Raw genomic sequence first — 18196 nt, 5'->3', positions numbered from 1 at the left:
ATATCGAAGAGCCGAGGCGCGGCGCTCAGGCCACTTCGGCCTCCCGCGCTTCGGCGGCGGCGAGGGCAATGGCAGGGCGCAGGGGCAGGGTCAGCAAAAAGCTACTGCCCTTGCCCATGATGCTGGTCGCGACAAGGCTGCCGCCATGGGCGGTGGCGATGTCGCGCGAAATGGCAAGGCCCAGCCCGGTGCCGCCAAAGCGGCGGGTGGCGGTGGAATCGACCTGATGGAAGGGTTCGAAAACGCGCTCTAGCTCATCTTCGGGGATGCCAATGCCGGAATCCGTCACGCGGAATTCCACCACCTCCCCCCGGATGCGGCAGGTCAGCGAAATGGTCCCTTCGTCGGAGAATTTCGTCGCATTGCTTAGCAGGTTGATCAACACTTGCTGAATGCGTTTGCCATCCGCCAGCATTACGCCGCTGGCCGATTTCACCTTTAACTCTAGCCCTTTGTCTTCGACCATCGGGCGCAGCTGATCTGCGGTCGGGGTGACGATATCGTCGATCTGCACCGGCTCCATCGCGATGGACAGGCTGCCCGCGTCGATCTTGGCAAAGTCGAGCACCTCGTTGATCAGGGTCAGCAGGTGATTGCCCGACCGCTCGACCGTTTGCATGATGTCGCCCAGTTTGGCCATCGTCGCCGAAAGCTTGGGAGAGAGCGTTTCGCGGGTCTGGGGGTCGGCCTCGATTGCGGTGCATAGGTCACGCGCCGCCGGGGTCCGGTCGAAATGCCGCGCAAGGCGGACATGGCCCAGAATGACGGTCAGCGGCGTGCGCAACTCATGGCTCAGCACGCCCATGAAATCGGTCTTGGCCTTGTTCGCGTCCTCGGCGGTCAAAAGCGCCTTCTTCAGGTCGGTCACGTCGATCCGTAGGCCCACGACGCTGCCGTCCTTCATCCGCCGGTCCGACGTGCGGATGATGCGGCCATCGGGCATGCGCTGCTCGGTCTCGAAGGCGCCGTTCTCCCGCTTTTCCAGCCAGATGCGGATCCATTCCTCTTCCTTGCCGATGGCATCGGGGACCATGCCGCGGCGAATGCTGTCCCGCACGATCTGTTCATAGGTCGAGCCGGGCTTCACCACTTCGCTATAGCCGTGAATCTCGCGGTATTTTTCGTTGCAAAGCACCAAGGTGCCTTTGGCGTCATACATGACAAAACCGTGGTCCAAGGCTTCGACACCGGTGCGCAGCCGTTCTTCGGCAAGTTTGCGGTTGTCGGCCAGACGCATGATGTACCACGCGAAAATCGTAACGCCGAGCGCGCCTTGCAGACGCAAGAGCCAGTTCAGCCAAAAATCCGGCCGGTGCTCTGGCCAGCCGCCTTTGACCGTGGCGGCCAGTTGCCAAGTGCCAAAGGCAAAGCTGAAGTCGAGCTTGATCGGGTCGATCAAGGTCAGTTCGGGGTCACCGATGATGGTCTGTTCGACCTCTCCCTCTGGCGTCAACTCGCGGATGGCCAGATCGTATTTTTCGGTCAGTTCGGGGATTTGCAACCGGGTGACGAGGGCGTCGTAATCCACCACCATCGAGAGGATGCCCCAAGGCGTGTCCGGCGCGGCATTGGTGCCGGTTGAATCAAAGATCGGATGTCGCAGGATCAACCCGCGCCCGCCCTGTACCAGATCGACCGGGCCGGTCACCAGCCCCTCGCCGCTTTGCAAAGCCTGTTCGACTTTCGGCAATTGTGCCGCGTTCTGGCGATAGTCCAGCCCCAGCACGCCGCGATTGGCCTCATAGGGGTGGACGATGGTAACAACGAGGTCCGGGGCCACGGCGAGGTTGATGACATCCGGGTTCTCGGCCATGAACTCTGCCGCGCGGGCGCTGAATTCGGACTGGGTGATCGTCGGATTCTCGCTGATGACGGTGGCCAATTCGCGCAGTTTCAGGATCTGCTCGAAGATATCCGCGCGGATCCGCTCGCGGACTTCGATCAGCTCCAAGGTGGTGTCGAGTTCCAGATCCTGCATGTAGGTCTGGTAGGACAGCGTCTCGATCCGATGGCCAAAGCCAAGGACAACGGCGCAGAGCGCGACCAGCACGACAATCCGTTTCGCACGCTGAGACAGCGCATTTCTGATCTTTTCCATGCCGGCTTTGCCCAAAATGGTCCCTGTCCTCCACGCTCCGGCCTTCTGAGGGCCGGATACGCCCCGGAGGCATTAGACCGCACAGTTCTTTGTTGACGCAAGGAAAATACCCGGATGCATGCAAATGTCGGGGCGGTAGCGTCAATTTTGCATAAATCGCGCCTATGAGGGTGCGGATTGTCCCAGCAATTCAACCAGAACGCGACGCAGCAGGGCAATATCTTGGGGGTTGGACATGCTGGGGGCATGGCCGCAGCCGGGGAATTCGGTCATGCCGGGGCGGGGGCCGCTTTGCGTCATGCGCCTTGCGGCCTCGGGTTGCAGCAGGTCCGACTGCGCGCCGCGCAGCAGATGGGTGGGCGTGCGGGTCCGTGACCAACGGTCCCATGTCGACAACTCATGCGCCGAGGCGGTGAATTGCACGGTGATGCGCGGATCATAATGCAGGGTCAGCCCTCCATCCCCACGGCGCCGCAGTGACGACCGCGCCATGCGCTGCCAATAGGCATCTGCCGCCGGGCCGAAGGGGGCGTAGGTCTGGCGCAGCCAGGCTTCTCCTTCCGCGAAACTGTCGAAGGCGGGCAGGCTGCCCACATAGGAGAGGATGCGCTGCACCGCCGCCTCGGGCAGTTCGGGGCTGATGTCGTTCACCACCAAGGCGTTGACCCGCTGCGCCTCGGGGCTTGAGGCCACATGCATCCCGATCATGCCGCCCAAAGAGGTGCCGAACCACGCGGCGCGGTCGATCTGAAAGTGATCCAAAAGCCCCGTCGCGATTTGCGCGTAATGTTCGACGGAATATTCCACCTCAGGGTCTCGCGCCCAACTCGACCTTCCGCGCCCGATCATATCGGGACAGAGCACATGGAAATCCCGCGACAGGGCGGCGGCGGCCTCATCGAAATCGCGCCCGGTGCGGGCCAGACCGTGCAGCATTAGCACTGCAGGCTTCTTACGATCACCCCATTCGGCGACATGCACCTCATGGCCCATTACGGGGACAAAGTGGAACTGGGGGGCGGTCATTGGCGCGTGCCTTTCCGGGTCAGCATGGGCATAGCGCGGGTGATGCCACCCGCGCCCTTGCCCCCTGCCAGCCGTACCCGCGCGACCGCGGCCCGCGCGATCATGGCGCGTCCGCCATGCGCTTGCGTGTTAGCATCGCGTCCTCCCTGCACGGGCCAGCGCCGTGTTGCGCCGCCTCCTCCCGTCGACTAGCTTGCGGTTTCAGCATCGGAAATAGAGTTAAACGGAGCAAGATGGTGGAAATACGTACCGACGATTGCTTTGCGCAGGGGCGCTTTGAAGAGCTTGCCTTTGTTCATGCGCCCGTCGGGCTTGTGGTGACCGAGAACCGCTGCATCCGCGACTGCAACAACGCCTTCGCGGCGATGTTCGGCTATGCGCGCGGCGATCTGCGCGACCAGCTTTTCGCCATTCTCTACCCCTCGGATGAAGAGTTCGTAAACATCCGCGACCGCGGCGTGGACCAGCTGCGCAAGACCAATACCTATTGGGACGAGCGCATCATGGCACGGCGGGACGGCAGCCTGTTCTGGTGCCGGGTGCGCGGCCATTCCTTCACCCCCGAACGCCCGCTCGACCGTGCGGTCTGGAGCTTTGCGGACCTTTCTGCCGAACGGCCCTATTTGCCCCTGACCCGGCGCGAGCGCGAGATCCTGAGCCATCTGGCAGAGGGGCTGACCAGCAAGCAAATCGCGCTCAACCTCGATATCTCGCACCGGACGGTAGAGGTCTATCGCGCGAAATTGCTCAAGAAATTCGGGGTCAGCAATACGTCGGGCCTGTTTCATTCGTTGGGCGGGATCGACAGTGACCATGTGGTGTCCAACAGTACGAAGTGAGCGGTCTCGGCGCTTAGCCCGCGTCATTCCATTCATCACCCTGTTCGGCGCTCTGTGGGGGCGGGGCCGCGGCAGGCTGCGCTTCACCGTCGGATTTGCCCGCTTTCTCAGCGGCTTCGGCCATCGCGTCGGCCCGAGCGTAGAGGCTGTGGATCTCCATCAGATCGGCCTGCGTGGGCGTCTTGCTTTCTGCCTTTGCGTCAGAGGGCTTCGAGGGTGGGGTTTCACTATCTGTCACTGCAAAATCCGCGTTTTGACCATGTATCACACGGCCAATTCCGTGGGGTGAGCACAAGCTACCGGCCTGAAATTGCGCCGCCAATTGGGCAAAGCCCCAGCGGGGTCAGGGTTCTCCCCTATAGGCAGGAACAAGCTGCTGAAATTAGGGCAGATATTTTCACGAATTTATGGCGCGCCGTCGTATACCCGTTTTGCGAGGCGGTTTAATCGGCCCTTGTCAGGGTTTCCCCCAATAGACAGGGGAGCCGAAAAAGCAGACCTTTTGAGGGAAAGTAGAGGTGCGCATGAGCTTGGTCGCGGCGTTCACATTGATCGCGCTGTGCGGGATCGTCTTGTCCGGCGTGATGATCGCCAAGCAGATCGGCGATGCGATCAACCGTTTCGCCGTGGGGGGCGCGGTTGCGGTCTTGGCGCTCTATATCGTCGTGGTATTGGCATCGGCCCCGCGCGGCGGCGCCTATGGCGACCCGATCGAACTGGTCTTTGCGGTGGCGGCGCTTGCGGTGCTGGTGGCACAGGTCTGGCGCGTGATGCGCAACCGGCGCAAGCTGCAAAACACCGCCAACACCGATGAGACACGGCGCAGATTGCCCGACTTCCTCGATCATTTGCCGGTGCAGGCGGCCTTTCTCACGCCCAATATGACCTATGCTTTCGTCAATGACGCCTATAGCGCGTCCTTCGGCAGGCCAGCGGATGAGATCGTGGGCAAACACCTGTCGCAGATCGTCCCGCCGGACCTGTTGGAGGAGATTTCGGACAACCTTGAGAAGGCCTTGGCCGGGCGGCAGGTCACATGGCATTTCGATTTCTCGCGCCCCGTGCTGGACCGCACCCAGGGGGCGGCGGTCTATCAGCCGCTGGCCGACCGGGGGCAGGTGGTGGGGGTGCTGGTCATGATCATGGACCGCTCCGCCGTGCAGGACGCAGTGCATGAGGCAGAGGTCAGCGCGGCGCAACATGCGCTTGCGGCAGAGGTGGCGGGGATCGGCTATCTGGAGTGGGATCAGCAGGGCGCGCTGGTCGATGCCTCGCCCGAGGTGGAAGCGCTTTTGGGTCGCGACGCGCAAGACCTGCGCGAGATGTGGCAGCAAGGGCAGAGTTTCGTGGAGCCGCGCAGCCGCGCCACGATCCGGAACAACCTGCATATGGTCCATATGGCAGGCAGCCGTCCGCGCGATGTGGTGGAGAACGTCAAGTTTCTTGCCGCCAGCGGACGCCAGATTGAAGCGCGCGCCTGCATTCGCCGTTTGGACCGGGGCCGTCATGTGCATCTGCTGGCCGCGATCCAAGATGTGACGGATCAGCAGAACGTGCTGACAGAACTGGTGGAAAGCGAAACCCGCTTTCGCGACTTCACCGAAAGCGCGACCGATTGGGTCTGGGAGATGGACGCCGAAGGGCGTTTCACCTTTCTGTCTGGCGGGGGCCGTCAGACCGACAGCGAAACCCCGATCTTCGATCTGGGCAAGACCCTTGCCGAAGCCGATGTGGCGAAAGACCAAGGGGATTACGACCTGCTGAAACAACGCTTCGCCGCGCGAGAAGCCTTTCGCGATCTGCGATTGTTCTTGCCCTTGGGCAAGGAGCGGACACGGCAGATCGACATGTCAGGCAAACCTTTCTTCGATGCCCAAGCGGAACTGGCAGGCTATCGCGGCACCTGTTTCGACATGACCGAAATCGCCACCGCCGAGACCGAGCGCAAAAGCGCATTGGAGGCTCTGGCGCTGGCTTTCGAGAATATCTCGACCATGGTGGCGCTCTTCGACAGCAGCGACCGTCTGGTCTATTGCAACGAGGAATATCGCGCGACCTATGCCGGGATGGAGGGCGATATCATCGGGAAACATTTCGATGAACTGCTCGCCCATTTCACCCAGACCGGCAAATTGGCGACGACCACCGAAGGCAAGTTCCGCTGGAGCGCGCAGCGGCGCGACCGGCGCAACGCCCCGGCCAAGTTCTTTCGCGCGCGGACATCGACGGGCCGTTGGCTAGAAGTGACGGATTACCCCGTGGCCGCGGGCGGGCTTTTGACCATCGCTTCCGACATCAGCGAAAAGGTCGAGCGCGAAGAGCGGCTGCACCGGCATGAAACGGCGCTGCAACTGCTCAACCGGCGCGAAACGCTGGGCCAGATGACCGCCGCCATCGCCCATGAATTGAACCAGCCTTTAGCCGCTATTCACAATTTTGCCGCAGGCTGCGTGCTGCGTGCCAAGAACGACCAGCTTGAGAGAGAGGATATGATCGCCGTGCTCAACAATATGCAAAGCCAATCTGAACGGGCCAGCGCCATCCTGCGCTCCATGTCGAACTATCTGCATAGCGACGATGCCGACCGCAATGCGGTCCGCTTTGACGAGATCCTCCGCTCGGTGCAACTGCTGATCCAGCCCGAAAGCTCGGCCACCGGGGTCGCCGTGACCATCGACGATCAATGTGGGGAGGTCACCCTGCATTGCGCGCGGATCGAAATCGAACAGCTGTTGATCAACCTGATCAAGAACGGCATCGACGCCTGTCGCGAGGCGGAGCGTGAGGATGCCGAAGTCTCGGTCACCGCGCGCTGCGAAGCCGGTGAGATCGTGATCGACGTGGCCGACGCGGGACGCGGCTTTGCCCCGGACATGCCCGCACAGACCGCTTTCAGCGCCTTCCGCTCGACCAAGGACAAGGGGCTTGGCGTGGGGCTGGCGATTTGCGAAACGATCGTTCTGTCCCATGGCGGAACGATCGCCGTGACGAAATCCGATGCCGAGGGCGCCTGCCTGACCGTGCGTCTGCCGTTGGAGGCGCAAAAGTAGAATGTCGGAAGAGGGGATCGTTTACGTCGTCGATGATGACGCCGCGGTGCGGGAGTCGCTGGTGTGGTTGCTGGGCTCTGTCGGGCTGCGCGCCATTCCCTTTGCATCGGCGGCAGCGTTCCTCGATAGCTATGAGGACAGCGGTTGCTGCTGCCTTGTGAGCGATGTGCGGATGCCGGGGATGAGCGGTTTGGAGTTGCAAAAGGCGCTGAACGCGCGGGGGATCAAACTGCCGCTGATCCTGATGACGGCCTTCGGCGATGTCTCTACCGCCGTGACGGCGATGAAGGCGGGGGCCGTGGATTTTATTGAAAAACCCTTCAACAACCAAAACATGCTCGACCTGATCAACGCCGCCCTTCAGTCCGATGCGGCCCGGCGCAGGAGCAAGGCGGCAGAGGTCGAAAATGCGCAGCTTCTGGCCCGGCTCACCCCGCAGGAGCACCGGGTATTCGAACGGGTGGCGGCGGGGCTTTCGAACCGCGAGATCGGCAGCGAGATGGACATCTCTATCAAGACGGTCGAGGTGCATCGCGCGCGGGTGATGCGCAAGCTTGAGGCGAATTCCGTGGCGGAACTGGTGCGGTTCCATATGCACAATGCACCATCAGGCGAAGGTGATGGCGGCGAGGGGACATAAAAAGCCCCGGCAGTGCAGGACCACCGGGGCAGGCTGCCCAGCCCCCGGCGAGGGCGAAGGGCTGGGGGCTTCCCGGCGGCATGAGGGGCGCCGGGAAGGCGTGGATCACGCCGGCTTGGGCTCCAGCGCGCCCACGGTCACGTCGAGGGTCTGTTCAGACCCTTTGCGCAGCACGACGACCTCTGCCGCGCTCTCGGGCGTGGTGGTGGCCACGGCGCGGGTGAGGTCGCGCAGATCGTCGACTTCCGTGTCGCCGAAGGACAGGATGATGTCGCCCTTCTTGAGGCCCGCTTTGGCGGCGGGGCTGTCTTCGGTAATCGCTTCGATCACCGCGCCGCGCGGCTCGTCATAGCCCAGCACATTGGCGACCTCGGGGGTCATGGGCCGGATTTGCACGCCCAGCCAGCCCCGCTCGACCGACCCGTCATCGGCCAGATCGGCGACGATGGTCTGCACCAGATCCGAGGGCACCGAGAAGCCGATGCCGACCGACCCGCCCCCGGGGCTCAGGATTGCGGTGTTCACACCCACGACCTCGCCCTCGTTGTTAAAGAGCGGCCCGCCCGAGTTGCCGCGGTTGATCGCCGCGTCGGTCTGGATGAAGTCATCGAAGGGGCCTGCCTGAATGTCGCGCGACAGGGCCGAGACGATGCCCGAAGTGACTGTGCCGCCAAGGCCGAAGGGGTTGCCCACGGCCACGACCTCATCCCCCACGCGCAGGGTTTTCGAGGTGCCGAAGTCCACTTTGGGCAGGTCCACATCCGCGGCAACCTTTAGCAGCGCGATGTCGGTCATCGCGTCACTGCCCACTACTTCGGCGTCGAACTTACGGCCATCGGCGAGTTTCACGGTCACTGTCTCGGCACCTGCGACGACGTGGTGGTTGGTCACGATCTGGCCGTCCTCGGAGATGATAAAGCCCGAACCCAGACCCTGACGCGGGGCGGGGGCGGCGCCATCCTGACCGGGCAGCATGTGCTCGAACCGGCGGCGCAGTTCCTCGGGCATGCCGGGGGGCAGCTGTTGCTGGGCCACGGCCTGCTGCTGCTTGCCGGTCACTTCGATGAAGACGACGGCCGGGGAGACGGCCTCGACCAGGTCGGCATAGCCGCCCGGCGGAACCGCAAGCGCGGCCGAGGGGGCCAGCGCCAGCATCGGCGTGGCGGCCATCGCGGCGCTCAGCGCAAGGGCGGCGGCGCGGGGGGCTTTTGAAAGAGTCTTGGTCATTGCATGCTCCTTGCTGTGCATTCGGTCGTTCCGGGAGCCTATCTGGACCTGCGGTTTTACAGTGCCTTGCCGTGCCCTATACAAATTTGTGAGATTGCCGCCTCTGGGCTGCACGGGCGGCGAATTTGGCATAATTCATCGGCAATCCTACATGAGGACACGATGAAACTGCTTGTTGTCGAAGACGATACCACCACCAGCACCTATATCGCGCGTGGCCTGCGCGAGGAGGGGCATGCGGTGGATGTGGTGGCCGATGGCCGCGACGGGTTGGTGCAGGCCACCACCGGGCAATATGACGTGCTGATCCTCGACCGGATGCTGCCTGAGTTGGATGGGCTGACGCTGCTGAAAACCCTACGCGGGGCGGGCAATACCACGCCGGTGCTGCTGCTGACGGCGATGGGCGCGGTGGAGGACCGGATCGACGGGCTCAATGCCGGGGCGGATGACTATCTGGTCAAACCCTTCGCCTTCGGAGAGCTTTCGGCGCGGGTCAACGCACTGGCCCGCCGCCCGCAGGCGCTGGAGCAGGAGACGGTCCTGCGCGCGGGCGACCTGACCATGGACCTCATCAGCCGCCGGGTGACGCGGGCGGGCCAAGAGATCGACCTGTTGCCGCGCGAGTTTGCCTTGCTCGAGCATCTCTTGCGCCGCAAGGGCAGGGTGCAGACCCGCACCATGCTCTTGGAGGCGGTCTGGGACATTTCCTTTGACCCGATGACCAACGTGGTGGAGACCCATATCAGCCGGTTGCGCGCCAAGGTCGACCGGCCCTTTGATAGCGAACTCATCCAGACCGTGCGTGGCGCTGGCTATAGGATCGACGCATGAGGGCGCGGCTGGCGGGGCTCTGGCGGTCGATGCCGCTGCGTCTGGCGCTTTTGCTGGTGCTTTTGTTCACCATCGTCAGCCTGCTCAGCCTCGCGGCCAGCTATGCGGTCACCCAACGGTCGTTCGAGCAAGCGATCCGCGCCGATCTAGCGCAGGACATGGCAGGCTTTCGTGCCGCCCCCGGCGCCGCCGCGCTCGCGCGGCTGGTCGAGGCGGAATCGCGGGAGACCGACCCGAACCGCCTGATCCTCAGCTACATCGGTCCCAACGGGCGCATTTACGGCAACGGGGCCATCGCGCGGGATAACGAGGGCTATCACATCGTCTCGATCGGTGCGGCGCGGGCGGAGTATCGGGGTGTTTACCTGACCCTGACCGACACGCTCTATGGCGGGCTTTTGACCATCGCGCGCAGCCGGGCCGAGATCACGGCCCTGCGCGAGGTTTTCGTCAATATTCTGCTGGTAAGCCTGCTGCCCACGGTCCTGATCGCGCTGTCGGGCGGGCTGATCCTTGCCCGCCGCTCCAAACGCCATGTGGAGGTGATCCGTGCCACGCTAGATCGGCTGACGACAGGGGATCTGGCCGCAAGGGTCGCGCCGGGGCCGCGCTGGTCGGATGACCTGCTGCGCATCGGTGAGGCGGTGAACCAGATGGCCCGGGCGCAGGAAACCTCTGTCGCGGCGCTGCGGCAGGTCTCTCTCGATATCGCGCATGATCTGAAGACCCCGATTCAGCGTGTCTCTGTCCATCTTGACGATCTGGACCGGGCCGAGGCTGCGGGCGCGGACCCCGCCGAACCGCTGGCCCGTGCCCGGGCCGAGTTGGAGGGCATTGCCGCGATCTTTCAATCGCTATTGCAATTGGCGCAGGTGGAGCAGGGCGAGGCCCGCGCCCATTTCGCCTCCGTCGACCTCACCGCGCTTTGCCGCACTATGGTCGAGCTTTACGAGCCTGCAGCAGGGGAGCAGGGCAAACGCCTGCTTTGCGATCTGCCCGAACCCCCTGTTCATGTCACCGGTGACCGCGCGCTTTTGGGGCAATTGCTGGCCAATCTGATCGAAAACGCCCTGCGCCATTCCGGGGATGCCGAGGCGGTAGAGGTCGCGCTGAAGCAGGCGGCGGGGCAGGTCACGCTCACGGTGGCGGACGGCGGTCCCGGCATTCCGGCAGAGGACCGCGACAAAGTGTTGCAGCGCCTCTACCGGCTTGATCGCAGCCGGGGCACGCCGGGTCATGGGCTGGGTCTGGCGCTGGTCGATGGGGTGGCGAAACTCCATGGGGCAAGGCTGGAGCTTGCCGACAACGCGCCGGGGCTGCGCGTCGTGGTGGCGTTCGACAGCTAGAACGCGGGCCAAGCACTGCGGCAATTTAGCCTGTGCCGCTCCCGCCGCCGGGTCCTATATAGGTCAGGAAACAATACGCGGGGGCTTCATATGCTCGACGGTTACACCGCCGAAATCCTAGCGCGGGTGCAGTTTGCATTCACGGTTTCGTTCCACATCATCTTCCCGGCTTTCTCGATCGGGTTGGCGAGCTTTCTGGCCGTGCTCAACGCGCTCTGGCTGTGGAAACGCGAAGAGACCTATCTGAAGCTCTTCAACTACTGGAAGAAAATCTTCGCGGTGGCCTTTGGCATGGGGGTCGTCTCGGGCATCGTCATGTCCTACCAGATCGGCACCAACTGGTCGGTCTTCTCTGACAAGGCGGGGCCTGTGGTCGGGCCGTTGATGGCCTATGAGGTGCTCTCGGCCTTTTTCCTTGAGGCGGGCTTTTTGGGCATCATGCTTTTTGGCCGCAAACGGGTGGGCGACGGGCTGCATATGTTCGCCACAGCGCTGGTCGCGCTTGGCACGCTGGCCTCGGCCACATGGATCCTGTCGGTGAACTCGTGGATGCAGACGCCTGCGGGCTTTGCCATCAATGACGTGGGCCAATTCGTGCCCGAGGATTGGTGGGCGATCGTGTTCAACCCGTCCTTCCCCTACCGTTTGCTGCATATGGTGCTTGCGGCCTATCTGACCACGGCGTTGGTCGTCGGCGGGGTCGGGGGCCTGCACCTGTTGCGCGACCGCGCGGATGCGGCGGCGCGGCGGATGTTCTCCATGGCGATGTGGATGCTCTTGCTGGTCACACCGCTCCAAATCCTTGCAGGCGATATGCACGGGCTGAACACGCTGGAGCATCAGCCCGCCAAGGTCATGGCGATGGAGGGGCATTACGACAGCCACCCAGAGGGCGCGCCGCTGATCCTCTTTGGTATCCCGAACCCCGAGGAAAAGCGCATCGACTACGCGGTAGAAATTCCCAAACTGTCGTCGCTGATCCTCAAGCACGATCTGAACGCGCCGCTCGACGGGCTGGATACGATCCCAGACGCGGATGAGCCGCCGGTGGCCATCGTCTTTTGGTCTTTCCGCATCATGATCGCGCTTGGCTTTGCGATGCTGGGGCTGGGGCTTTGGGCGGCCTTCGCGCGGCTGCGCGGGCGGCTTTACGATGCGCCGATGCTGCACCGGCTGGCGCTGCTGATGGGCCCCACCGGCTTTGTCGCGGTGCTGGCGGGCTGGATCACGACCGAGGTCGGGCGGCAGCCCTTCACCGTCTACGGGCTGTTGCGGACCTCGGAAAGCCTCGCCCCGATTGAGGCGCCGGCGGTCGCGACCTCCCTGATCGCTTTCATTGTGGTGTATTTCTTCGTCTTCGGCGCGGGCACTTGGTATATTCTGGCGATGATGCGCAAGCCGGTTGTCGGTCATGTGCTGGAGGATGAACGCGACGACGTTCAGGGGGACGACGCGCAAGACGGGGCGGCGCAGAACGACCCGGCGCGCGGCGAGGGGCCGATCCTTGCTGTCGGCGAAGAGGCGGCGGTCAGAGACAAGACCGCGCATAACAAGGGCGAGGAGAGCTGAGATGTTTGGACTTGAACTTTCGTTCATCTGGGCCGGGATCATCGCCGCAGCGGTGTTGATCTACGTCATCCTCGATGGCTTCGATCTGGGTGTTGGGCTGCTCTTTCCGATGACCAAGGATGAGGGCGAGCGCAATGTGATGATGAACTCGGTTGCGCCGATCTGGGACGGCAATGAGACGTGGCTAGTCTTGGGCGGCGGCGGGCTCTTCGCCGTTTTTCCGCTGGCCTATGCGGTGGTGATGCCCGCGCTTTACATGCCGATCATCCTGATGCTGCTGGGCCTCATCTTCCGCGGCGTTGCCTTCGAGTACCGCTGGCGCACGAAACGCTGGAAACCGCTGTGGGACATGGCGTTCTTCGGCGGCTCGCTGGTGGCTTCCTTCTGTCAGGGCATCGCCTTGGGCGCGCTGGTGCAGGGGATCGAGATCGAAGGCCGCGCCTATGCGGGCGGCTGGTGGGATTGGCTCACGCCCTTCTCGATCCTGACCGGTGTGGCGGTGACCACGGGCTATGCGCTCTTGGGCGCCACATGGCTCAACATGAAGCTTGAAGGCCGCATCCAAGCGCATATGCGCCGCCTTGCATGGCCGTTGGCGGTGGCGACACTGGTCTTCATGGGGCTGGTCAGCCTTTGGACGCCCTTCACCGATGCGGTCTATTTCGAACGCTGGTTCGCGTGGCCCACCGCGCTCTTCAGCGGCATCGTGCCTCTGCTGGTGGCGCTTGCGGCCTTCGGCATGCTGCGCGGGTTGCAACGCCGCGGCGACAAGCAGCCGTTCTTCTGCGCGCTGGCGCTTTTCGTGCTGGGCTTTATCGGCATCGGGATCAGTTTCTACCCCCATATGGTCCCGCCGAGCCTGACCATTGCAGAGGCTGCCGCCCCGGATGAGAGCCTGATGTTCGCGCTGGTCGGCACCTTGGTGCTGCTGCCACTGATCCTGAGCTACACCGCCTATGCCTATTGGGTGTTCCGCGGCAAAATCGACCCCGAGGAGGGCTATCACTGATGCGCCATTGGCTGAAACGCGCGGGCTGGTTCGTGGCGCTTTGGCTGGCCAGCGTCGCCCTGCTGGCGGTGGTGGCCTATGGCATCCGGCTGGTGATCATGCCCGGCTGACGCAGCGGCGCGGGCCACGGGTCTTGCCAAGCGCGCTGGCTTCTGGCCTCTTCGGGCCAAAGCAGCACGAAAGGACAGCCCGATGCGCGCCATGCAAGTCACCGCCTATGACGAACCGCTCACCCTGCAAGAGCTTGAGATGCCGATGCCGGGGCAGGGCGAGGTGCTGGTTCAGGTCGAGACCTGCGGGCTGAACTTTGGCGATCTGTTGATCATCAAAGGCACCTATCAGGAAAAACCGCCGCTGCCCTTCACGCTGGGGATGGAGATGGCGGGCAGGATCACCGCTCTGGGCGCGGGGGTGGATCACCTGAAGGTCGGCCAGCGCGTGGCGGCCTATACCGGGTTTGACGGTCTGGCCGAATATGCCGCCATTCCGGCAGCCGTCTGCGTGCCGATCCCCGAAGAGATGACAGCGGTCGATGCGGCGGCCTTTCTGATCGCCTATGGCACCAGCCATGTGGCGCTGGATTATAAGGCGCGGTTGCAGCCGGGCGAGCGGCTGCTGGTCTTGGGCGCGTCGGGCGGCATCGGGCTGACGGCGGTGGAACTGGGCAAGCTGATGGGGGCCGAGGTGATCGCCGTGGCGCGCGGCGAAGACAAGCTCGCCGTCTGCAAGAAGGCGGGCGCCGATCACCTGATTAATTCCGAGACCGACGACATCCGCGCCATCGTCAAGGAATTGGGCGGGGCCGATGTGGTCTATGATCCCGTCGGCGGCGATCAGTTCAAAGCCGCCATGCGCGCCTGCAACCCCGAAGCGCGGCTGATCCCCTTGGGCTTTGCCAGCGGCGAGGTGCCGCAGATCCCGGCCAATATCCTGCTGGTCAAGAACCTCACCGTTTTGGGCTTTTACTGGGGCGGCTATGCCAAGATCAAACCTTCGGTGCTGACCGACAGTTTCGCCGAGCTGATCAAATGGTATGTCGCGGGCAAGCTGAAACCCCATGTCAGCAACGTGATGCCGCTGGAACAGGCGAATGAGGCGCTGGCCCTGCTGCGCGACCGCAAGGCGACCGGCAAAGTGGTGGTCGAGGTGGCGGCTTAAGCCCGCCGCCCGCCCTGCAAACGGGTCACGCGCAGCGCCTTTTGGCGCTCGCGTAGATAGACGAACAGACCCGAGGCGAGGATCAGCGCGATCCCGACCCAGACCTCCCAGACCGGGAGGTCGCCAAAGATCACGAAACCCCAGAACACCGCCAGCGGCAGGCCGATATATTCGAACGGGGCGACGGTGGCGGCATCCCCCAGCCGGTAGGCTTGGCTCAGGCAATAGCCGATCAGCGCGATGTTCAACCCAATGCCGAGGAAGGTGAGGTAATCCTCACGGGCAGGCCAAATCCACGCGCGCAGCAGGAACTGGAGCGAGGCACTGCTGCCCTCATCCACGAACCGCCCATCGCCCGCGATCAGGAAAAACCCCAGCGACACGGCGACAAAGGCGGCTTGGATATAGACCATCAGCGCCGAGGCTTTGGAGTTCACCCCAAGCTTGCGGGTCATCAATTGGTTCAACGCATAGGTCAGCGCCGCCAGCACCGGCAGCAGCAGCACCCAGCGGGAGACTTCGAGCGTCGCGGTGCTGGCCCAAGGGCGCATCATGATCACAACGCCGATGAACCCCACGATCACCGCGCCAAGGCGCAGCGGGCCGACCTTTTCACCCAGAAGCGGGATCGACAGCACCGTGATGAAGAGGGGGGCTGCAAAGAACAGCGCCGTTGCCTCGGCCAACGGCAGGACCGAGAGCGCCAAAAAGAACGACATGTTCGAAATCACGATGAGCAGCCCGCGCAGCAGATGCAGCCCCGGCTGCTGCGTTTTAAGCAGGTGAAATCCGCCTTCGAGTTTGACCAGCACCAGCCCCAGCAGAATCCCAATGGCCGAGCGGGTAAAGACGATCTGATGCAGCGGATAGCCGCCCGACAGACGTTTGATCAGCATGTCATTGACCGAAATCGCGGCGACGCCGAGAAGGATCAGCCCGATCGCCAGTCCGGCGCGGTTATGGGAACTACTTGTCATGGCAAAGACCTATCAGCCCGGCGCGTAAGGTCCAGCGCTTTGACATTGGTTTGCGCAGAATTCCCCGCTAGACTGTTGCGATACGCCTAAGGGAGAGCCAGCCATGCAGATGTCCGACACCCGCCAGATCGCCGCCACCCCCGCCGAGGTTTACGCGGCATTGCTCGACCCGGATATGCTGCAAACCTGCGTGCCCGGCGCACAAGACGTCTCAGGCTCGGTCGAAGAGGGTTATGTCGCCACGGTGGTGCAAAAGGTCGGCCCGGTGAAGGCGACGTTCAAGGGCCATGTCACGCTCTCTGATTTGGTGCCGAATGAGGCGCTGACGATCACCGGCGAGGGCAAGGGCGGCGCCGCCGGTTTCGCCAAGGGCGGTGCTGAAGTGCGGCTGGTTGAGAAGGACGGCGGCACCGAGCTGAGCTATGATGTCGAGGCCAAGGTCGGTGGCAAGCTGGCGCAGCTTGGCAGCCGGATCATCGACGGTTTCGCCAAGAAAATGGCGGATCAGTTTTTCGACAACCTGCAATCCTCGCTCGAAGGTCCGGCAGAGGAGGGCACAGAGGCGTCGGCCACCGAAGAAGACGCGCCTGCCAAAAAGGGCTGGTTCGGTCGCGCCAAGACCTGAAGGCATCTGTTCAGCCGGTGCAAAGCCGGTTAGGTTGCGCGCCTTACCAAAGCGGAGACGACCATGCCGACAATCGTGGATATTCAGAACCTGCGTAAATCCTACGCGGGCGGTTTCGAGGCGCTCAAAGGGGTCAACTTGCAGATCGAGAAGGGCGAGATTCTCGCGCTTCTGGGTTCGAACGGGGCGGGGAAGACGACGCTCATTTCGACCATCTGCGGCATCACCACCGCGACCAGCGGCAAGGTGACCGTCGGCGGCCATGACATTCGGGATGATTTCCGCGCGGCCCGTTCCATGATCGGGCTGGTCCCGCAGGAGATCAATCTCGAACCCTTTGAGAAGGTCATCAACACCGTGCGCTTCTCGCGCGGGCTGTTTGGCCGTCCGGCGGATGAGGCGGTGCTGGAGAAAATCCTGCGGCAACTCTCGCTCTGGGATAAGAAAGACAGCCAAATCCGCGAGCTTTCGGGCGGGATGAAACGCCGCGTGCTGATCGCCAAGGCGCTGGCGCATGACCCGAAGGTGCTGTTTCTGGATGAGCCGACCGCAGGCGTCGATGTGGAACTGCGCAAGGACATGTGGGAGATCGTGGCGGGGCTGAAAGCCTCGGGCGTGACGATCATCCTGACCACCCATTATATCGAAGAGGCCGAGGCCATCGCCGACCGGATTGGCGTCATCGCCAAGGGCGAATTGCTGCTGGTCGAAGAGAAACACGCGCTGATGGCGCGCATGGGCAAGAAGCAACTCGAAGTCCAACTGACCGAGCCGATCACCGAAGTGCCGCCGGCGCTGCAATCGCCAGATGTGGAATTGTCCGCCGATGGGCAATCGCTGATCTACACCTATGACACCAATGCCGAGCGGACCGGCATCACCAAACTGCTCTCCAAGGTCGCGGAAAGCGGTCTGGTGCTGCAAGACGTGGCGACACGGCAAAGCAGTTTGGAAGATATCTTTGTCGATCTGCTCAAGGAGGATGCGGCATGAACTGGACCGCGATCAAAGCCATCTACGCTTTTGAAATGGCGCGTTTCTTTCGCACCATCACGCAAAGCATCATCTCGCCGGTGCTGTCGACCTCGCTTTACTTCGTGGTCTTCGGCGCCGCCATCGGCAGCCGCATCGATGAGGTCGAGGGCGTGAGCTACGGCGCCTTCATCGTGCCGGGGCTGATCATGCTCAGCGTCATCACGCAGTCGATCTCCAACGCCTCTTTCGGGATTTATTTCCCGAAGTTCATCGGCACGGTTTACGAGTTGCTTTCGGCGCCGATCAACTTCTTCGAGATCGTCATCGGCTATGTCGGCGCGGCGGCGACCAAGGCGCTCTTTATCGGCACGATCATCCTGATCACGGCCTTCTTCTTTGTCGACATCACGATCCAGCATCCCATCGCCATGGTGGCCTTCCTGATCCTGACCTGTATCAGCTTCGCGCTTATGGGCTTTATCATCGGCATCTGGGCGGGCAATTTCGAGCAGTTGCAACTGGTCCCGCTCTTGATCGTCACGCCGTTGGTCTTCCTTGGCGGGTCTTTCTACTCAATCTCGATGCTGCCGCCCGTCTGGCAGGTGATCTCGCACTTCAACCCGGTGGTCTATCTGATCTCGGGCTTCCGCTGGGCGTTTTTCGGCGCGGCGGATGTGCCGATCATCACCAGCCTTGCCGCCATCGCGCTGTTTACGGCGCTTTGCCTCGGCGTGATCTGGTGGATTTTCCGCACCGGCTGGCGTCTTCGGGCCTGAGCCTACGAAACTTGGGCGTCCGCCTTGTTTGCGCGGGGTGGGCGTTC

Annotated in this window: 17 protein-coding genes; 12 read left to right on the top strand and 5 right to left on the bottom strand. The window is 62.9% G+C overall.

All coding sequences use genetic code 11. The annotated features are described in order from the left end of the window. Positions 1-25: 25 nt before the first annotated feature. Together ACGYLD_RS16190 and ACGYLD_RS16185 are read right to left on the bottom strand one after the other, a co-directional pair. Entirely contained in the window at positions 26-2098 is a 2073-nt protein-coding gene (locus ACGYLD_RS16190) for an ATP-binding protein (RefSeq protein ID WP_394403213.1), read from the bottom strand. A gap of 162 nt (positions 2099-2260) precedes the next feature. Then, a complete protein-coding gene (locus ACGYLD_RS16185; protein WP_271693009.1) occupies positions 2261-3124 on the bottom strand; it encodes an alpha/beta fold hydrolase in 864 nt (287 codons plus the stop codon). Between the two features lie 233 nt (positions 3125-3357). Here ACGYLD_RS16185 and ACGYLD_RS16180 point away from each other — a divergent pair, with 233 nt between their 5' ends. Continuing rightward, on the top strand, positions 3358-3963 hold the full coding sequence (locus ACGYLD_RS16180) for a helix-turn-helix transcriptional regulator (protein WP_067265514.1): 606 nt from the start codon (positions 3358-3360) through the stop codon (positions 3961-3963). 13 nt (positions 3964-3976) lie between these two features. Here ACGYLD_RS16180 and ACGYLD_RS16175 read toward each other — a convergent pair whose 3' ends face one another. Continuing rightward, positions 3977-4201: a hypothetical protein gene (locus ACGYLD_RS16175; RefSeq protein ID WP_394403211.1), complete on the bottom strand. Its 225-nt coding sequence runs from the start codon at positions 4199-4201 to the stop codon at positions 3977-3979. A gap of 286 nt (positions 4202-4487) precedes the next feature. On the opposite strand from ACGYLD_RS16175, the gene ACGYLD_RS16170 reads away from it, so the two are divergent. Both ACGYLD_RS16170 and ACGYLD_RS16165 read left to right on the top strand, forming a co-directional pair. Continuing rightward, complete coding sequence (locus tag ACGYLD_RS16170; protein WP_394403209.1) at positions 4488-7013, top strand: PAS domain-containing protein; 2526 nt, start codon at positions 4488-4490, stop codon at positions 7011-7013. 1 nt (position 7014) lies between these two features. After that, positions 7015-7653, top strand: coding sequence for a response regulator transcription factor (locus ACGYLD_RS16165; RefSeq protein WP_271688243.1), 639 nt, complete (start codon positions 7015-7017; stop codon positions 7651-7653). A 105-nt stretch (positions 7654-7758) separates the two neighbouring features. Here the strand turns inward: ACGYLD_RS16165 and ACGYLD_RS16160 are convergent, their stop codons facing one another. Next, the gene (locus ACGYLD_RS16160; RefSeq protein ID WP_394403207.1) at positions 7759-8880 is read right to left on the bottom strand and encodes a Do family serine endopeptidase; all 1122 of its coding nucleotides are present in this window, start codon (positions 8878-8880) and stop codon (positions 7759-7761) included. A 162-nt stretch (positions 8881-9042) separates the two neighbouring features. Here ACGYLD_RS16160 and ACGYLD_RS16155 point away from each other — a divergent pair, with 162 nt between their 5' ends. The 6 genes from ACGYLD_RS16155 (at position 9043) to ACGYLD_RS16130 (ending at position 14796) form a co-directional block, all read left to right on the top strand. After that, a complete protein-coding gene (locus ACGYLD_RS16155; RefSeq protein WP_271688239.1) occupies positions 9043-9714 on the top strand; it encodes a response regulator transcription factor in 672 nt (223 codons plus the stop codon). Then, on the top strand, positions 9711-11060 hold the full coding sequence (locus ACGYLD_RS16150; protein WP_271693015.1) for a HAMP domain-containing sensor histidine kinase: 1350 nt from the start codon (positions 9711-9713) through the stop codon (positions 11058-11060). Before ACGYLD_RS16155 ends, ACGYLD_RS16150 begins: the two co-directional genes overlap by 4 nt. 90 nt (positions 11061-11150) lie before the next feature. Further along, entirely contained in the window at positions 11151-12629 is a 1479-nt protein-coding gene (locus tag ACGYLD_RS16145) for a cytochrome ubiquinol oxidase subunit I (protein ID WP_271688235.1), read from the top strand. Position 12630: 1 nt separating this feature from the next. After that, a complete protein-coding gene (gene cydB, locus ACGYLD_RS16140) occupies positions 12631-13638 on the top strand; it encodes a cytochrome d ubiquinol oxidase subunit II (protein ID WP_209218325.1) in 1008 nt (335 codons plus the stop codon). Beyond that, positions 13638-13748 (top strand): DUF2474 family protein, encoded by a 111-nt coding sequence (locus ACGYLD_RS16135; RefSeq protein ID WP_136720396.1) that lies wholly within the window; start codon positions 13638-13640, stop codon positions 13746-13748. Before cydB ends, ACGYLD_RS16135 begins: the two co-directional genes overlap by 1 nt. Before the next feature lie 82 nt (positions 13749-13830). Next, positions 13831-14796 carry an NADPH:quinone oxidoreductase family protein gene (locus ACGYLD_RS16130; protein WP_271693016.1) on the top strand — a complete coding sequence of 322 codons (966 nt, stop codon included), beginning with the start codon at positions 13831-13833 and terminating at the stop codon, positions 14794-14796. Here ACGYLD_RS16130 and ACGYLD_RS16125 read toward each other — a convergent pair. After that, positions 14793-15773 (bottom strand): DMT family transporter, encoded by a 981-nt coding sequence (locus tag ACGYLD_RS16125; protein ID WP_271693017.1) that lies wholly within the window; start codon positions 15771-15773, stop codon positions 14793-14795. The two genes, ACGYLD_RS16130 and ACGYLD_RS16125, sit on opposite strands and share 4 nt — an antisense overlap. Before the next feature lie 103 nt (positions 15774-15876). Between ACGYLD_RS16125 and ACGYLD_RS16120 the strand changes: the two genes are divergently transcribed. From ACGYLD_RS16120 to ACGYLD_RS16110, 3 genes are all read left to right on the top strand, one after another. Beyond that, entirely contained in the window at positions 15877-16398 is a 522-nt protein-coding gene (locus tag ACGYLD_RS16120; RefSeq protein WP_271693018.1) for a CoxG family protein, read from the top strand. A gap of 63 nt (positions 16399-16461) precedes the next feature. Then, positions 16462-17391, top strand: a complete 930-nt coding sequence (locus ACGYLD_RS16115) for an ABC transporter ATP-binding protein (RefSeq protein ID WP_271693019.1) — start codon at positions 16462-16464, stop codon at positions 17389-17391. After that, a complete protein-coding gene (locus ACGYLD_RS16110) occupies positions 17388-18149 on the top strand; it encodes an ABC transporter permease (RefSeq protein ID WP_067265544.1) in 762 nt (253 codons plus the stop codon). The genes ACGYLD_RS16115 and ACGYLD_RS16110 overlap by 4 nt, the downstream gene beginning before the upstream one ends. Positions 18150-18196 lie beyond the last annotated feature (47 nt).

It is taken from the genome of Sulfitobacter sp. 1A12056, from assembly GCF_043558125.1.
GTDB lineage: Bacteria > Pseudomonadota > Alphaproteobacteria > Rhodobacterales > Rhodobacteraceae > Sulfitobacter > Sulfitobacter faviae.
This window is presented reverse-complemented; position numbering and strand designations above follow the sequence as displayed.

Excerpts from the sequence above, each read along its gene's own strand:
- ACGYLD_RS16190 (WP_394403213.1), bottom strand. The coding sequence starts at position 2,098 with ATGGAAAAGATCAGAAATGCGCTGTCTCAGCGTGCGAAACGGATTGTC.
- ACGYLD_RS16185 (WP_271693009.1), bottom strand. The coding sequence starts at position 3,124 with ATGACCGCCCCCCAGTTCCACTTTGTCCCCGTAATGGGCCATGAGGTG.
- ACGYLD_RS16180 (WP_067265514.1), top strand. The coding sequence starts at position 3,358 with ATGGTGGAAATACGTACCGACGATTGCTTTGCGCAGGGGCGCTTTGAA.
- ACGYLD_RS16170 (WP_394403209.1), top strand. The coding sequence starts at position 4,488 with ATGAGCTTGGTCGCGGCGTTCACATTGATCGCGCTGTGCGGGATCGTC.
- ACGYLD_RS16165 (WP_271688243.1), top strand. The coding sequence starts at position 7,015 with ATGTCGGAAGAGGGGATCGTTTACGTCGTCGATGATGACGCCGCGGTG.
- ACGYLD_RS16160 (WP_394403207.1), bottom strand. The coding sequence starts at position 8,880 with ATGACCAAGACTCTTTCAAAAGCCCCCCGCGCCGCCGCCCTTGCGCTG.
- ACGYLD_RS16155 (WP_271688239.1), top strand. The coding sequence starts at position 9,043 with ATGAAACTGCTTGTTGTCGAAGACGATACCACCACCAGCACCTATATC.
- ACGYLD_RS16150 (WP_271693015.1), top strand. The coding sequence starts at position 9,711 with ATGAGGGCGCGGCTGGCGGGGCTCTGGCGGTCGATGCCGCTGCGTCTG.
- ACGYLD_RS16145 (WP_271688235.1), top strand. The coding sequence starts at position 11,151 with ATGCTCGACGGTTACACCGCCGAAATCCTAGCGCGGGTGCAGTTTGCA.
- cydB (WP_209218325.1), top strand. The coding sequence starts at position 12,631 with ATGTTTGGACTTGAACTTTCGTTCATCTGGGCCGGGATCATCGCCGCA.
- ACGYLD_RS16135 (WP_136720396.1), top strand. The coding sequence starts at position 13,638 with ATGCGCCATTGGCTGAAACGCGCGGGCTGGTTCGTGGCGCTTTGGCTG.
- ACGYLD_RS16130 (WP_271693016.1), top strand. The coding sequence starts at position 13,831 with ATGCGCGCCATGCAAGTCACCGCCTATGACGAACCGCTCACCCTGCAA.
- ACGYLD_RS16125 (WP_271693017.1), bottom strand. The coding sequence starts at position 15,773 with ATGACAAGTAGTTCCCATAACCGCGCCGGACTGGCGATCGGGCTGATC.
- ACGYLD_RS16120 (WP_271693018.1), top strand. The coding sequence starts at position 15,877 with ATGCAGATGTCCGACACCCGCCAGATCGCCGCCACCCCCGCCGAGGTT.
- ACGYLD_RS16115 (WP_271693019.1), top strand. The coding sequence starts at position 16,462 with ATGCCGACAATCGTGGATATTCAGAACCTGCGTAAATCCTACGCGGGC.
- ACGYLD_RS16110 (WP_067265544.1), top strand. The coding sequence starts at position 17,388 with ATGAACTGGACCGCGATCAAAGCCATCTACGCTTTTGAAATGGCGCGT.